The 15394-nt window shown below is 74.6% G+C and carries 16 protein-coding genes; 11 read left to right on the top strand and 5 right to left on the bottom strand.

Translation table 11 applies throughout. The features are described from left to right. Positions 1 to 6: 6 nt before the first annotated feature. Both SM450_RS12520 and SM450_RS12525 read right to left on the bottom strand, forming a co-directional pair. Complete coding sequence (locus SM450_RS12520; protein ID WP_474620069.1) at positions 7 to 2223, bottom strand: HelD family protein; 2217 nt, start codon at positions 2221 to 2223, stop codon at positions 7 to 9. Between the two features lie 241 nt (positions 2224 to 2464). Then, a complete protein-coding gene (locus SM450_RS12525; protein WP_474619886.1) occupies positions 2465 to 3586 on the bottom strand; it encodes a LolA family protein in 1122 nt (373 codons plus the stop codon). Positions 3587 to 3681: 95 nt separating this feature from the next. On the opposite strand from SM450_RS12525, the gene SM450_RS12530 reads away from it, so the two are divergent. Together SM450_RS12530 and SM450_RS12535 are read left to right on the top strand one after the other, a co-directional pair. Continuing rightward, a complete protein-coding gene (locus SM450_RS12530) occupies positions 3682 to 4338 on the top strand; it encodes a response regulator transcription factor (RefSeq protein WP_474619887.1) in 657 nt (218 codons plus the stop codon). Next, on the top strand, positions 4335 to 5756 hold the full coding sequence (locus SM450_RS12535; protein WP_474619888.1) for a sensor histidine kinase: 1422 nt from the start codon (positions 4335 to 4337) through the stop codon (positions 5754 to 5756). The genes SM450_RS12530 and SM450_RS12535 overlap by 4 nt, the downstream gene beginning before the upstream one ends. A gap of 3 nt (positions 5757 to 5759) precedes the next feature. Here SM450_RS12535 and SM450_RS12540 read toward each other — a convergent pair whose 3' ends face one another. Both SM450_RS12540 and SM450_RS12545 read right to left on the bottom strand, forming a co-directional pair. After that, positions 5760 to 7394, bottom strand: coding sequence for a tetratricopeptide repeat protein (locus SM450_RS12540; RefSeq protein WP_474619889.1), 1635 nt, complete (start codon positions 7392 to 7394; stop codon positions 5760 to 5762). 48 nt (positions 7395 to 7442) lie between these two features. Further along, positions 7443 to 7913, bottom strand: a complete 471-nt coding sequence (locus SM450_RS12545; RefSeq protein WP_474620070.1) for a MarR family winged helix-turn-helix transcriptional regulator — start codon at positions 7911 to 7913, stop codon at positions 7443 to 7445. A gap of 50 nt (positions 7914 to 7963) precedes the next feature. Here SM450_RS12545 and SM450_RS12550 point away from each other — a divergent pair, with 50 nt between their 5' ends. Next, a complete protein-coding gene (locus SM450_RS12550; protein WP_474619890.1) occupies positions 7964 to 8485 on the top strand; it encodes a VOC family protein in 522 nt (173 codons plus the stop codon). A 48-nt stretch (positions 8486 to 8533) separates the two neighbouring features. Then, complete coding sequence (locus SM450_RS12555) at positions 8534 to 9424, top strand: hypothetical protein (protein ID WP_474619891.1); 891 nt, start codon at positions 8534 to 8536, stop codon at positions 9422 to 9424. Positions 9425 to 9553: 129 nt separating this feature from the next. Here SM450_RS12555 and SM450_RS12560 read toward each other — a convergent pair whose 3' ends face one another. After that, the gene (locus SM450_RS12560; protein WP_269701047.1) at positions 9554 to 9727 is read right to left on the bottom strand and encodes a DUF4236 domain-containing protein; all 174 of its coding nucleotides are present in this window, start codon (positions 9725 to 9727) and stop codon (positions 9554 to 9556) included. A 217-nt stretch (positions 9728 to 9944) separates the two neighbouring features. Here SM450_RS12560 and SM450_RS12565 point away from each other — a divergent pair, with 217 nt between their 5' ends. The 7 genes from SM450_RS12565 (at position 9945) to SM450_RS12595 (ending at position 15386) form a co-directional block, all read left to right on the top strand. Then, positions 9945 to 10049, top strand: coding sequence for a putative leader peptide (locus SM450_RS12565; protein ID WP_474620071.1), 105 nt, complete (start codon positions 9945 to 9947; stop codon positions 10047 to 10049). 138 nt (positions 10050 to 10187) lie between these two features. Further along, positions 10188 to 11210: an ABC transporter substrate-binding protein gene (locus SM450_RS12570; protein ID WP_474619892.1), complete on the top strand. Its 1023-nt coding sequence runs from the start codon at positions 10188 to 10190 to the stop codon at positions 11208 to 11210. Beyond that, positions 11207 to 12025, top strand: a complete 819-nt coding sequence (locus SM450_RS12575) for an ABC transporter ATP-binding protein (RefSeq protein ID WP_474619893.1) — start codon at positions 11207 to 11209, stop codon at positions 12023 to 12025. Before SM450_RS12570 ends, SM450_RS12575 begins: the two co-directional genes overlap by 4 nt. Continuing rightward, the gene (locus tag SM450_RS12580) at positions 12018 to 12872 is read left to right on the top strand and encodes an ABC transporter permease (protein WP_474619894.1); all 855 of its coding nucleotides are present in this window, start codon (positions 12018 to 12020) and stop codon (positions 12870 to 12872) included. The genes SM450_RS12575 and SM450_RS12580 overlap by 8 nt, the downstream gene beginning before the upstream one ends. An 11-nt stretch (positions 12873 to 12883) precedes the next feature. Then, positions 12884 to 14218: an LLM class flavin-dependent oxidoreductase gene (locus SM450_RS12585; protein WP_474619895.1), complete on the top strand. Its 1335-nt coding sequence runs from the start codon at positions 12884 to 12886 to the stop codon at positions 14216 to 14218. After that, a complete protein-coding gene (locus tag SM450_RS12590; protein ID WP_474619896.1) occupies positions 14215 to 14778 on the top strand; it encodes a flavin reductase family protein in 564 nt (187 codons plus the stop codon). The genes SM450_RS12585 and SM450_RS12590 overlap by 4 nt, the downstream gene beginning before the upstream one ends. Next, the gene (locus SM450_RS12595) at positions 14775 to 15386 is read left to right on the top strand and encodes a malonic semialdehyde reductase (protein ID WP_474619897.1); all 612 of its coding nucleotides are present in this window, start codon (positions 14775 to 14777) and stop codon (positions 15384 to 15386) included. Before SM450_RS12590 ends, SM450_RS12595 begins: the two co-directional genes overlap by 4 nt. Positions 15387 to 15394 lie beyond the last annotated feature (8 nt).

Here is a 15394-nt window from a genome sequence, read left to right on the forward strand (position 1 = left end):
CCCTCCTTACATCCGGAGGATGCCGAGGCGCTGGGTGGCTCGCGTCAGGGCCACGTAGAGGTCGCTGTGGCCGCGGGGGGACTCGGTCACGATCCGGTCCGGGTCCACCACGAGCACCGAGTCGAACTCCAGGCCCTTGGCCTGCTCGGTGCTGAGCACCACCACCCGGTTCGCCAGTTCCGGCTGCTCGCCCACGGCCGCCTCCGGCAGCGCCGCCACGACCGCGTCGCCCCACTCGGTCACCCGTCCGGTCGGCACGATCACGCCGAGCCGCCCGTCGCCGAGCGAGGCGGCCTCGCGGGCGGTCGCCTCGACAAGTTCGCCGACGAGCCGGTCCGCCGGGACGGTCCGGTCCCACGGGGGTACGCCTGTGGCGCGTACCGAGCGGGGTGGGCGCAGCGCTGGGTCGATCTCGGCGAGCACGCCGGCGGCGACCGCCATGATCTCGGCCGGCGTGCGGTAGCTGACGGTCAGCTCCTCCAGCCGCCACCGGTCCGCCACGTACGGGCGCAGCGCCTCGCCCCAGGACGGGGTGCCGGCGAGCGCGCCGGTCTGCGCCACGTCGCCGACGATCGTCATCGACCGGCTCGGGCACCTGCGCATCAGCAGCCGCCAGGCCATCGGGCTCAGCTCCTGCGCCTCGTCGATGATCACGTGCCCGAACGCCCAGGTCCGGTCCGCGGCGGCCCGCTGGGCGGTGGTGAGCCGGTCGGACTCCTCCTGCCGTTCGGAGAGCCGGGCGGCGTCGATCAGGTCGGTGACGCCGAGGATCTCACCGCCGTCGGCCTCGTCCTCGACGTCGATCGAGCGGGAGCCCCGCCAGATCTCCAGCACGCCCTCGGCGTACTCGCGTTCCATCGTGCGGATCCGTTCCCGGCGGGCGGCGGCGGCGCGTTCGTCCTCGCCGAGCAGTTCGGCGGCCTCGTCGAGCAGCGGCACGTCGGCGGGGGTCCAGCCGCCTGGCTCCCGGTGCAGGGCGGCCCGCTCGGCGTCGGTGAGCGTCGGCGCGGCGGTGGCGAGCCGTTCCGGCGACGCGAACAGGTCGGCGAGCAGTCGCTGCGGGGTGAGCACCGGCCACAGCTCGTCCAGCGCGGCGGCGATCTCCGGCTCCTCGCGCAGCTCGCGGCGGATCTCCGCCCGGTCGGCCTCGGAGAGCAGGTTGTCGCCGCCGAGCGGGTCGGCGCCGATCCGTTCGGCCACCTGGTCGGCGAGCGCGTGCACGATCTCGATGTCGAACAGCGCGCGGGCCAGGTTGTGCGGCCGGCCGGTGCGGCGGACCCGGTCGCGGGCCTGGCGCACGGTTTCCGGGTCGAGCGTGAGCACCTCCCGCTGCGGCAGCTCGATGGCGACCGGTTCGACCGGCACCCACTGCCGGTCCCGGACCGCCTCGGCGAGCGCCTCGGTCCAGACGGCGCGGCCCTTGAGCGCGGCGGTGGTGGCCGGCTCGGCGCTCCGGGCGTGCACGCCGGGGAAGAGGTCGGCCTGGGTACGCAGCAGCACGCCGGTCTCGGCGAGCGCCGGCAGCACCTGGGAGATGTAGCGCAGGAACGTGGCGTTCGGGCCGACGAGCAGCACGCCCCGGGTGGCGAGCTGCTGGCGGTGGGTGTAGAGCAGGTACGCGGCCCGGTGCAACGCCACAGCGGTCTTGCCGGTGCCCGGACCGCCCTGCACCACCATGACGCCCGGCAGGTCGGCGCGGATGATCCGGTCCTGCTCGACCTGGATGGTCTCGACGATGTCGCGCATCCGGCCGGTGCGCCCGGCGTTGAGCGCGGCGAGCAGCGACGCCTCGCCGGTGACCTCCTCGTGCGCGGTGGGCGAGGCGGCGGTGATGTCGAGCACCTCGTCGTTGAGCCCGGTGACCTTGCGGTCGCGGGTGCGCAGGTGCCGACGCCGGCGTACGCCCTGCGGGTTGGCGGCGGTGGCCAGGTAGAAGGGGCGGGCGGCCGGCGCGCGCCAGTCCATCAGCAGCGGGTCGTAGTCGCCTGCGGGGTCGAAGATGCCGATCCGGCCGATGTAGCGGCTGGCGTCATCGTCGCCGTCGAGGCGGCCGAAGCACAGGCCGGACTCGACGGCGGAGTACTGCTCGACCTGGTCGGCGTACATCGCCACGGTGGTGTCGCGCTGCGAGCGGGCCTGCTGGGTGCCGCCGGTGTGGCGCAGCTCCTCGTCGAGCCGGCGGGCGGCCTGCTCGCGCAGCCCGTCCAGCCGGTCGTAGAGCATCGAGACGTACTCCTGCTCGCGACCGATCTCGTCGCCCTGGTGCAGCTCACCCGACACGTCGGAGTGCGTTGACAAGCCGGCTCCTCATTGACTAAAATTGCCGAAAGAATGGCATCCAAATGCCATTCTTTTTTTGTGTCTGAACTGAGAAAGATAGCGCGTCGCCCGCCATTCGACCAAGCCCGGACACGGTTCGGGGCCCGGTCGGCGTGCGCCGACCGGGCCCCGAACCCGGCGTCGTTCAGCCCTTCGCGGCCTGGTAGAGCCGCTCCGGCGTGACCAGCCCGGCCACCACCCGGCCGTCGTCGGTAAGCAGCACGCTGAACAGCTTGCCCTTGAGCAGCCGGCCGCTGCCCCAGTCGCCGCTCACCTTCGGCAGATCGCCGAGCACCTTGGCGAGCATGTCCGCGTCCGGCGCGTCCGCGCCGGCCTTCGCGCCGCCGGCCTTGCCCGCGTCGCCGAGCTCGGCGACCACCACCGTGGTCCAGCCGGTGCCGACGGTACGCACGTCCGGCCGCTCCGCGTCGGCCTTGCCGGGCTTCGCGCCGGGCGCCCGGCCGGCCGGGCCGGGGCGCGCGTCGGTCGACTCCTCGGTGACCTTCACGCCGGGCGGCGGGTTGAACCGGAACTGGCCGGCGTCCGGGGTGCGGAAGTCGACCTGGGTGAACGCCACCTCGAAGGCCGGCTCGTCCTGACCGTCGGCGAGCACCTCGAAGCGCAGCGGCACGTGCTCCTTGGCGTCCAGCGCGATCCGCACCTGGTGCACGAGCGACGCCTTGTCGCGCGGCGTGAGCACCAGCTCGTACGCGTCCCGCCCGGCCACGGTGGCCGTCCGGCCGACGGTCACCGCGGTGGTCGGGTCGATCGCGGCAAGCGCCTGCTGGGCGGCGTCGGCCGGGGTGGCCGGCGCGGTCGCCAGGTCCTTGCCGTCGGCGGGCAGCTCGCGGTGGACCGCGGTGTTCTCCCGGCTGTTCCAGGTCCAGACGTCGCGGCCGTTGCGCAGCACGTCCTGCTCGCCGAGCGTGTCGACCAGGGCCAGCCGCTGCCGGTCCTCGCCGCCGTACCAGACCCGCAGCGTGTGGGTGCCGGAGACCAGGCCGGCCAGCTCGTTGCCGGTGGCCCGGCCGGCGAGCGCGGCGATCGGCGGCAGGCCGAGGTCGGCGCGCTGCACCACGGTGCCGGAGAGCCCGTCCAGGCGGGACGTCCGCAGGTCGTCCAGGAGCTGGGCGGCGCTGCGCGGTGGCAGGGCCGGGTCGGCGCCGGCGGCGAACGCGCCGATCGCGGCGCCGCCCCCGATCACGGCGACCCCCGCGGTCACCGGGACCAGCCAGCGCAGCACGGCGCGGTTCTTCATCACAGACATAGTGTGCACCTCCTGCGTTCCATGCTGCGGGATCGTCGCTGTGAGGACGCTGAGCAGATCCCCTACGGGTGACCCGGGGGTGGCACCCTGGGCCGGTGCGGTTGCTGGTGGTGGAGGACGAGACGCGGCTCGCCGCGGCGTTGCGCCGGGGCCTGTCGGCGGAGGGTTTCGTGGTGGACGTGGCGGCCACCGGCCCGGCCGGGCTGGACGCGGCCCGGCACGGCGACTACGACGCGATGATCCTCGACGTGATGCTGCCCGGCCTCTCCGGCTACGAGGTGGTGCGCCGGCTGCGCGCCGAGCAGCGCTGGCTGCCGGTGCTGATGCTCTCGGCCAAGGACGGCGAGTACGACCAGGCCGACGGCCTGGACTGTGGCGCCGACGACTATCTGACCAAGCCGTTCTCGTACGTGGTGCTGCTGGCCCGGCTGCGGGCGCTGCTGCGGCGCGGCGCGCCCCGCCGGCCGGCCGTGCTCACGGTCGGCGACCTGCGCCTGGACCCGGCCCGACGGCGGGTCACCCGGGCCGACGTCGAGGTGGCGCTCACCAGCCGCGAGTACGCGCTGCTCGACTACCTGATGCGTCGTGCCGGCGAGGTGGTGTCCAAGACCGAGCTGCTGGACCACGTCTGGGACGCCTCGGTGGACACCGCCCCGAACGCGGTGGAGGTCTACGTCGGCTACCTGCGTCGCAAGATCGGCCGGGAGCGGCTGGAGACGGTGCGCGGGGCCGGCTACCGGTTGGCCACATGAGCCGCCCGTGGCCGCGTCTCGGCCTGCGGGCCCGGTTGCTCGCGCTCGGCGTGCTCGGCCTGGTGCTCGGTTTCGCGCTCGGCGGCGCGCTGCTGCTCGGCGCGCTCGGCTGGACGCTGCAACGCTCGGTCGACGCGGAGGCGCTGCGTACCGCGGACGCGGTGGCGCTGCTCACCGCCGAGGACGCGCTGCCGGATCCGCTGCCGGTGGCCGGCGGGCAGTTGCGCGTGCAGGTGGTCGACGCGCAGGGCCGGATCCGGGCCGCCTCCATCGACGCGGACCGCCTCGTGCCGATGCTCGGCCCGGACCGGTTGCGCCCGGGGGAGCGGCAGCGGCTCGTGGTGGACGGGCGGCGGGTCGGCCTGTCCGGGCCGGTGCGGGTGGTGACGGTGCCCGCGGGCACGCCCGCGGAGCCGCGTACGGTGCTTGTCGCGAAGTCGCTGTCGGACGTGCGGCACAGCCTGCACGTGGTGCGCAACCTGCTGTTCGTCGGCTTCCCGCTGCTGGTGGCGGGGCTGGCGGTGGTGGCCTGGCGGGTGGTGGGGGCGACCCTGCGCCCGGTGGAGGAGCTGCGCAGCGGCGCCGCCGAGATCACCGGGCGGGCCGGGGCGGAACGGCTGCCGGTGCCGGCCGGGCAGGACGAGATCCACCGGCTCGCGGTCACGCTCAACGACATGCTGGACCGGTTGGCCGCGTCCCGGGACCGGCAGCGGGCGTTCGTCGCCGACGCCGCGCACGAGTTGCGCAGCCCGTTGACGAACATGCGCACCGAGCTGGAGGTGGCCCGGCGCCTCGGCGACGACACCAACTGGCCGGCGGTGGCCGACGACCTGCTCGCCGACACCGAGCGGCTGAGTCGCCTGGTCGACGACCTGCTGCTGCTGGCCCGCCTGGACGAACAGGCGCCGCCGGACCGTCGTGGCCGCGCCGGGGACGGCTGGCCGGCGCCCGTGGGTCCGGTGGAGCTGGGCGAGCTGCTGCGCGGGGTGGCTGCCCGCTACCCGTCCCCGCCGGTGCGGCTGACGCCGCAGGAGGGGGCGCGGTGGACCGAGGGGGATCCGGGCGAGTTGCGCCGGGTGCTCGTCAACCTGGTCGAGAACGCGCTGCGGCACGCGGAGAACGGGGTGGAGCTGGCGGTCTCCGGCCCGGACGGGCCGTACCACCTGGTCACGGTGACCGACGACGGGCCGGGCATCCCGGCGGCGGACCGGGAGCGGGTGTTCGCCAGGTTCACCAGGCTTGATGACGCGCGGGCCCGCGACGCCGGCGGCGCCGGCCTCGGCCTGGCCATCGTGCGTGAGCTGGTGCGCCGGGCCGGCGGCACGGTGGAGCTGGCGGACGCGACGCCCGGCGCCGCCGCGCCGGGGCTGCGGGTGACGGTACGGCTGCCGGTGCTTGCCGACGTCGACCCGGAGTGACTGTCAGCGGCGTCGTTTCGTGCAGACCGGCCCGGCGCGGGCGACCGTGTCGGTGGACCAGACGAGCGCCACGGTGAAGCAGTAGTCGGTGGTGCGGTCGAGCCCGTAGGCGATGTAGTCGCCGGTGCCGGCGGGCAGCGTCGCGAACGTGCCCTGCGGTTGGCCGGCGCGGCCACCGGCGACCACCACCGGGCCTTCCGCGCCGTTCGGGTACGTCCAGCTCAGCACGATGCTGTCGCGCCTGTCGGTGAGCGTGAAGCGGCCCGGTGGGGTGCCCGGACGGGCGGCCGGCGGCGCGCTCGCGGTGGGGCGGGCGGAGGCGGGCGGCCGGCTCGACGGGCCCGCCGACGGCCCGGTCGTCGGCGTGACCGGGGTGTCGCGCGAGTCCACCTTGGACACCCCGGCGATCACCGCGATGGTGCCGAGCAGCAGCGCCACCACCACGCCGAGGACCGCCAGCGGCAGCCAGGGCCGTTCGCGCCGGGGCGGGACGGGCGGGCGGGGCACGTGCACCGGCAGGTAGCGCGACGGCGACTCCGGTGGCGGCGGCACCCGGCGTACGCCGGGCGGCGCGTCGTCGGCGAGCCCGGCCACGGTCGGCGGCAGCGCGTCCTCGCCCGGCCGCCACGGCTGCTCCGCCGGCTCACCCGGCCGCCACGGCTGCTCCGCCGGCTCACCCGGCCGCCACGGCTGCTCGACCGGCTCGTCGGGCGGCCACGGATAGTCGTCGTACGGGTCGCCGTCGGCCTCCGGCGGGGTGCGGGGCGTCGGCACGTGCGCGGTGTCGGCGGCCCGGCCGGCTGGCTGGTAGAGCGGCGTCTCCACCGGGTCGTCGAGCGCGGGCGGGGTGTAGGGCGGCAGGTCGGGCGGCCCCTCGGCGGGCGGGGGGACGCGGGCGGCGGGCACCACAGGCGTCTCGCGGGCGGGCGGCTCGGGCGGCGCGGCGCAGACATGGTCGGGGTCGGCGGCGGCCCGGGCCAGCCCGGCCACCTGGACGGCGAGCGGGTCGTCCACGGCCAGGTGCTGGCGACACAGGTCCTCGGCGAGGGCCAGGTGCTCGTGCGCGTCGGCGTACCTGCCGCAGTCGCGTTCCATCGCGCCGAGCTTGGCGAGCATCTTGATGCCGCTGGGGTGCCCGTCACCGTAGACCTCGCGGTGCAGCTCCCAGGCGTCCTGGAGTCGGTCGCGGGCCACGTCGCACTGGCCGCGCGCGTATTCCACAGTGGCCAGGTCGGCGTGCGCGGCAAGCACCCGTTGGGACTCCGGCCCGTCGCGGGCGGTCAGTTCGATGATGACGTCGGAGTAGAGCCGGGCGGCCCGGGCGTCGCTGCCGACGCGGTGCAGCACGGCGGCGAGCGTCGCGGCGGCGGTGACGGTGCGCTCGTCGGAGCGCCCGAACAGCCGGGTGGCCGCCGCGTACGCGAACGCGGCCCAGCCGCGGGCGGAGTGCGGCTCGCCGAGTGCGACGAGCAGCCGGGCCTGGAGGCCGGCCGCCTCGGTCAGCTCGGGGGAGGCGTTGCCGGGGCGGGGATCGGCGTCGCTGAGCGCGTCGGCGAGCAGTCGCTGCGCGCCGGTGAGGTCGCCTTCGGACACCAGGTGGTGCGCCTGGACGGTCAGGTCAGCGAAGCCGGAGGACACGCCCCATCGTGCTCATCCGGCGACGGTAAGTACAAGCCCCGGAGTGGATCAGTTTGGTTCCGATCCGGTCAGGTGTTCGTCGAGCGTCTCGCTGATCCGGCGGAGCTGGTCGACCTGGGCCGGGCTGAGCGCGTCGAACAGGTGCCGGCGTACCCCCTCGACGTGGCCGGGGGCGGCGGCGGCCAGGGTGGCGAAGCCGTCGTCGGTGAGGACGGCGAGCTGGCCACGCCGGTCGGTGGGGCAGTCCTCCCGGCGGATCCACCCGGCGGCCTCCAGCCGAGTGGCGGCGTGCGAGAGCCGGCTGCGGGAGGAGCCGGTGGCGTCGGCCAGCTCGCTCATCCGCAGCCGCCGGTCGGGGGCCTCGGAGAGCCGGACCAGGATCTCGTAGTAGGCGTGCGGCATGCCGGCGTCGCGTTGCAGCTCGCGGTCGAGCGTGTCCATCAGCGCGCGGGAGGCGGCGAGGAAGGCCCGCCAGGTCCGCTGCTCGTCGGGGTCCAGCCACCTGGTCATGACGCTCATCATAGCGCCAATGGTTGAACGCTCAACCAAATCGCGCTACCGTCGGTGTCATGGGAATCCACCGCCTCAACCACGCCGTCCTCTACGTCAGTGACCTGGAGCGCAGCGTCGCCTTCTACCGCGACGTGCTGGGCTTCCGCCGGGTGGAGATGACGCCGGACGGCTTCCGCGGCGCCGCCTTCCTCCAGGCGCCCGACTCCACCAACGACCACGACCTCGGCCTGTTCGAGGTCGGCGCGGCGGCCGGGGCGTCCCAGGCCGGCCGGGCCACCGTCGGCCTCTACCACCTCGCCTGGGAGCTGGACACGCTCGACGAGCTGGGCGCCACCGCCGAGCGGCTGGCCGCCGCCGGCGCCCTGGTCGGCACGTCCGACCACGGCACCACCAAGAGCCTCTACGGCCGCGACCCCGACGGTCTGGAGTTCGAGGTCGTCTGGATCGTCCCGGCCGACCTGCTCGACGACGCCACGCTCGCCGCCCGCAAGCGGATCGGCCGGCTCGACCTCGACCGCGAGCGGCAGCGCTACGGCGGACAGACCCGCGGCGGCGTGGGCGTCTCCGTCCCGTCCTGACCGGGGTTCCCGACCGGTCCGGTCGCGCGGTGCGGTAGAAACGGCACCATGTCGACCGACGCCGTCCTGCGCGAGCTGCTCGTCCGCCAGCTCGACCACTGGCTCCCCGCGGCGCTGCACCGCGCGCGGCGGGCCACGCTCGCCCTCGCGTACGCCGGGGACGCCGCCGCCGGCGCGGAGGCGGCGCTTGGCGTGGTGGGCGAGTTCGCCGACCGGCTGCGCGGACGGCGGCTGACCGTGCTGGTGCTCGCCGACGGCGACGCGGAGCTGCCGACGCGGATCGGCGCGGTCGAGGCCGGCCTGCCGGCCGACGTCGCCGTGCACGTGGTGTCCGGCCGGCCGGACCGGCTGCCGGTGGCGCTCAAGGCGGCGGGCGCGGGCGGCGCGCCGCTGCTCGCCGTGGTCGACGGCGGCGACCCCGACCCGGCGCTGCTGGCCGCCGTCGCGTCCGGTCGACCGGCCGAGCTGCTGCTCGTCACCGAGCCGGGCCGGTCGCTGCGCCCGGCGCTCACCGCCGCCGGCTTCCCGCTCGTCACCGAGGTCGAGCTGGTGCCGGCCGGCGACGCGCCGGCCCGGCTGCTCGGCTACGGCACCGGCTCGGACCGGGGCCTGGAGGCGCTGAAGGAGGCGCTCTGGGCGGTCGACGAGTTCGCCGGGGTGCGCTACCGCGACCCGGCCGACCCGGCGGGCCGGCTGCTCGACATCAGTCTCGATCCGGAGCCCGGCCCGCTGCGCCGCGAGCTGCTTGCCGAGCTGGGCCGCTCCGGTCCGCGCACGGTGACCGAGCTGCGCCGGTTCGCCGCGACCGCCACGGTCTACCGGGCCGCCGACGCCAACCGCGCGCTCGCCTCGCTGCTCGACGGCGGCGCGGTGACCCGCGACCCGGAGCCCGGCCGGCTCGGCGGTGACGTGGTGATCAGCCTCGTGCCGACCGCCTGACCACCGAAACCGCCCGTACGACGAGTGGGGGGGGGGCGGCCCCCCCCCCCCCCCCCCCCCCCCCCCGGCGCCCGCGGCGCGGGGGGGGGCCCCCCCCCCCCCCCCCCCCCCCCACTCCTCGCCCGGGGATCAGGCCTTGTCCTGCTTCCAGGAGAGCGGCCCCGGAAGGTCCACGCGGTGGGCGCGGGTGTTCGAGTTCCAGGACCAGCGGCCGATCTTGATGCTCCACGAGGAGAACCCGTTCTGGGTGAAGTGGAGGATCAGCGGCCCGAACTTCTTGCGCTTGCGGAACTGGACGCCCATCGGGGGTGCCTCCTTCGTCTCCCTGCCTCTGCGGGATCGAACATGCCCGGATCGACGAAAAGCGAAACCTGGTGGGGTCCGGGCTGGACGGTGGGTGTTGCGCCGGGCAAAATCTCTATCCAATGGGTAGGTGTTAAGGGGTGGTAAATGCTGGTGGAGGCGGGTTGTAACAAAGCCAGCGACAAAAGTCTCACTGAGTGGAAGGGCGTTGACCGGCATGGAGAGCGGTCGGCAGCATGAGGACATGTCGCAGCGGGACGAGCTTCTCCTCACCGCTCGCGTGCACGTCGACCTGGTCCGGCACGCGAGCGCGCTCTGTTGAGCCGAGCGCTCGTCGTTCCCCCTCCTCAGCTCGTCCGTTCCCGCCGCCGGCGCATTGTGGCCCGGCGCGGTACGGCGTGCGCTCCGCCCGCACGTGGGCCCCCTCCACCGCATCGTGGACAGATCAGGAGACACCGCCATGCCCTCGATCCGATCACCCCGGCGCGCCCTCGCCGCCGCCGCCCTCCTCGCCCTCGCCGCCGCCACCGGATGCGGCGCCACCGCCGGCGACTCCCAGACCGACGAACTGCGCTACCAGGGTTCGGTCGGCCAGGTGACCCTCCCCGAACTCGCCGCCGACCTCGGCTACCTCGGCGACGTGAAGCTCAACTGGATCGGCAACGTCACCGGCGGTCCCGCCGACATCCAGGCCACCGCCACCGGCCAGAGTGACTTCGGCGGCGCGTTCAACGGCGCGATCGTCAAACTCCAGGCCGCCAACGCGCCGATCACGGCCGTGGTCAGCTACTACGGCTCCGACGCGCAGACCTTCCAGGGCTACTACGTGCTCGACGGCAGCCCGATCCGCGGCCCCCGCGACCTGATCGGCAAGCGGGTCGGCATGAACACGCTCGGCGCGCACGCCGAGGCCGTGCTGCGCACCTGGCTGGCCCGGGGCGGCCTGACCGCCGACGAGATCGGCCGGGTCGACCTTGTCGCGCTGCCGCCGGTGAACACCGAACAGTCGCTGCGCGCCAGGCAGATCGACGTCGCGGTGCTGGGCGGCGTGATCCGCGACAAGGCGGTCGCGAACGGCGGCATCCGCACCGTGTTCACCGACTACGAACTGCTCGGCGCGTTCAGCGCCGGCAGTTACGTCTTCCGCGACGACTTCATCGCCCACAACCCGGACACCGTCCGCGCGTTCGTCACAGGTGTGGGCAAGGCCATCGAGTGGGCGCGCACCCAGCCGCGCGAGACGGTGGTGGCCCGGCTGAAGTCCATCATCGGCAGTCGCGGTCGCAACGAGGACGCCACGCTCATCGACTACTGGAAGTCCAACGGCGTGGCCGAGACCGGCGGCGTCATCACCGACCGGGAGTTCGCCACCTGGATCGACTGGCTGGCCGACGCCGGCGAGCTGAAGGGCACCCGCCCCGAGCCGGCCGACCTCTACACCAACCGGTTCAACGCGTTCGCCAACCCCGGCGGTGGCGCATGAGCACCGACAAGATCCTCTTCGACCGGGTGCGCAAGGTCTTCCCGGGCCGGCGTGGCGCCGGCGGCGCGGTCACCGCGCTCGACGACCTCACCCTCGGCGTACGCGCCGGCGAGTTCCTGGTCGTCGTCGGGCCCAGCGGCTGCGGCAAGTCGACCCTGCTCGACCTGCTCGGCGGGCTGGCCGCCCCGACCGGCGGGCAGGTGCTCGTCGACGGCCGCCCGGTCACCGGCCCCGGCCTCGACCGGGGCATCGTCTTCCAGCAGTACGCGCTGCTGCCCTGGCGCACCGCCGCCGGCAACGTCGCGTTCGGCCTGGAGGCCAAGGGCCTGCCCCGGGCGCAGCGCGCCGAACGGGTCGCCCACCACCTGGAGCTGGTCGGCCTGACCGGCTTCGCCGACCGCTACCCGCACGAGCTGTCCGGCGGCATGAAGCAACGGGTCGCCATCGCCCGCAGCCTCGCGTACGACCCGGACGTGCTGCTCATGGACGAGCCGTTCGCCGCGCTCGACGCGCAGACCCGCGACTCGCTCCAGGACGAACTGGTGCGGATCTGGCAGGCCACCGGCAAGACCATCGTGTTCATCACGCACGGCATCGACGAGGCCGTGCACCTGGGCGGGCGGGTCGCCGTGATGACCTCCCGACCCGGCCGGATCAAGCAGGTCATCGACATCGAACTCGGCGACCGGGAGGCGGAGGAGGACGTCCGCTCCACCGACGCCTTCCGCCACCACCGGCACCAGATCTGGACCCTGCTGCGCGACGAGGTACGCGCCGCGCAGTCCGCCGTCCGCGAGGAGGCCCGCGTTGGTTGACGTCGCCGCACCCCCGGCCCGCCCGGCGGCCCCGCCCGCGCCGGCCCCGGCCGCCGCGTCGCACCGCCCCGGGCGGCTGCTCGCCCTCGGCGGCCGGGCCCTGCACCGCAGCGTCGCGCTGCTGGCGCTGGCCGCCATCTGGGAGACCGTGCCCCGCACCGGCCTGGTCGACCGGGTCTTCCTGCCCCCGTTGTCCGAGGTGCTCGCCGCCTGGTGGGAGCTGCTGCGCAGCGGGCAGCTCGCCGACCACGTCGGGGCCAGCCTCACCCGCTCGCTGACCGGGTTGGCCCTCGCGGTGGTCACCGCCATCCCGCTCGGTCTGCTGATCGGCTGGTACCGGCCCCTCGCCGACCTGCTCAGCCCGCTGCTGGAGGTGTTCCGCAACACCGCCGCGCTGGCGCTGCTGCCGGTCTTCGTGCTCATCCTCGGGCTCGGTGAAACCTCCAAGATCGCCCTGGTGCTCTACGCCTGCTCCTGGCCGATCCTGTTGAACACCATCGCCGGCGTGAAGGGCGTCGACCCGCTGCTGGTCCGCTCGGCCCGCTCGATGGGCCTCAACCACCTGCGGTTGTTCCAGAAGGTGATCCTGCCGGCGTCCGTGCCGACCATCTTCACAGGCGTCCGGCTGGCCGGGGCCTACTCGATCCTGGTGCTCGTCGCCGCCGAGATGGTCGGCGCCAAGGCCGGGCTCGGCTACCTCGTGAACTACGCGCAGTACAACTTCGCGATCCCCGACATGTACGCCGGGATCATCACCATCTCCGCCATCGGGCTGGTGGTCAACCAGCTCCTCGTCGCCGGGGAACGCCGCTTCTCCACCTGGCGCGTCGACGTCACCACCGCCTGAGAGGAACCGCCATGACCCGGACCCTGCACCTCAACGCCTTCCTGATGGGGGTCGGCCACCACGAGGCCGCCTGGCGGCACCCCCGCACCGACCCCGGCCGCCTCGGCGACGTGCGGCACTTCCAGGAGCTGGCCCGCATCGCCGAGCGGGGCACGCTCGACTCGGTCTTCCTCGCCGACGGGCTGGCCGTCGGCCCGGCCGTCCGGCACAACATCCAGGCCGTCTTCGAACCGCTCACGCTGCTCGCCGCGCTCGCCACCGCGACCGAGCACATCGGCCTGATCGCCACCGCCTCGACCAGCTACACCGAACCGTTCAACCTGGCCCGCGCGTTCGCCTCGCTCGACCACCTCAGCGGCGGCCGGGCCGGCTGGAACATCGTCACCTCCGCCCAGGCGCGGGAGGCCCGCAACTTCAACCTCGACGACCACCCCGCGCACGCCGACCGCTACCGGCGGGCCGCCGAGCACGTCGAGGTGGCGATCAAGCTCTGGGACAGTTGGGAGGACGACGCACTCGTGCTCGACACCGCCGCCGGCGTCTTCGCCGACACCGACCGGGTGCACGAGATCGCGCACACCGGCGAGCGCTTCCGGGTCGCCGGCCCGCTCAACACGCCCCGGTCGCCGCAGGGTCGGCCGCTGCTGGTGCAGGCCGGCTCGTCCGCCGACGGCATCGCGTTCGCCGCCCGCTACGCCGAGGCCGTGTTCACCGCGCAGCAGACGCTCGCCGACAGCCAGGCGTTCTACGCCGCGCTCAAGCGGGCGGTCGCCGACGCCGGCCGCGACCCGGAACTGGTCAAGGTGCTGCCCGGTATCGCGCCGGTGATCGGGGGTACGGAAGCCGAAGCCCGTGCCCTCGCCGACGAGCTGGAGGCGCTCATCGTGCCCGAGCACGCCCTCGCCCAGCTCTCCGGCATGACCGGGCTCGACCTGACCGGCCTGCCGCTTGACGGGCCGCTGCCCGACCTGCCCGACGCCACCGCCGTGCAGTCGCACCAGAGCCGCTACCAGCTCGTCGTCGACCTGGCCCGGCGGGAACGCCTCACCCTGCGGCAGCTCATCGGCCGCCTCGGCGGCGGGCGCGGGCACCGGGTCGTGGTCGGCACCCCGGAACAGATCGCCGACCAGATCGAGCTCTGGTTCACCCAGGGCGCCGCTGACGGCTTCAACATCATGCCACCGCTGCTACCCCTCGGACTGGAGGCCTTCGTGGACCACGTCGTACCCCTGCTGCGCCGGCGCGGGCTGTTCCGGTCCGCATACACCGGGCGCACCCTGCGCGAGCACTACGGCCTGCCCCGGCCGGCCGGCGTCCACGCCGCCCGAGAGCTGGTGGCGTCGTGACCACCGTGGACCGGCCCGCCGCCGGCCCCGTCGAGCTGCGCCCGGTCGACGTCGACTCGTTCCGCGGCCTGCTGCGTCGCCAGGCGTCCACGGTCACCGTGGTCACCACGCCCGGCCTGCGCGGTGGCCGGCACCTGCCGACACTGCCACCGGCCGGCTTCACCGCCACCTCGTTCACCTCGGTCTCGCTGGACCCGCCGCTGGTGTCGGTCTGCCTCGGCCGCGCGTCGTCGAGCTGGCCGACCGTCGCGCACGCCGAACACGTGGCAGTGCACCTGCTCGCCTCCGGCCAGCAGGAGATCGCCCAGATCTTCGCCACGAGCGGCATCGACCGGTTCACCGCCCACCCCGGCTGGACCACCGGCCCGTTCGGGGTGCCGCTGATCGGCGACGCGCTTGCCGTGCTGCTGTGCCGGGTGGTCCGCCGGATCGACGCCGGGGACCACACCATCGTGCTGGGGGAGCCGCTGGCGCTCGGGGCCGGCGAGGACGGCGACCCGCTCGTGCACCACCGGGGCCGCTACACCACCACGCTTGAGGACTGGTCCGAGTCGTGGTGACCGCACCGCCCGACGAGCTGCTCGCGCTCGACCGGGCCGCCCAGGACCTGCTGTTCCGGGCGGCCCGCACGGCCAACGCGTTCACCGCCGAGCCGGTGGACGACGCGCAGGTCCGAGCCGTGCACGACCTCGTCCGCAACGGCCCCACCGCGATGAACGCCCAGCCGCTGCGGGTGCTGCTGCTGCGCTCGCCCGCGGCCCGGGCGCGGCTGCTGCCGTACGTCAGCGCCGGCAACCGCGACAAGACGGCCACCGCGCCGCTCACCGCGGTGCTCGCCGCCGACGTGGACTGGCACAACCGGCTGCCCGAGCTGTTCCCGCACCGCCCCGGCGCGCGGGACTGGTTCACCGGCGACCCGACCGGCCGGGAGGCCCAGGCCCGGTTCAACGCCGCGCTCCAGATCGGCTACCTGGTGGTCGGGGTACGCGCGGCCGGTCTGGTCGCCGGGCCGATGGCCGGATTCGACGCGGCCGGGGTGGAACGCGAGTTCTTCCCGGACCGGCGGCACCGGGTGCTGCTGCTGATGAACATCGGCCGGCCGGCGCCGGACGCCTGGCGGGCCCGGTTGCCGCGACTGCCGTACGAGGAGGTGGTCCGCACGCTGTGAGCGGGCCG

It is taken from the genome of Micromonospora marincola (assembly GCF_056150385.1).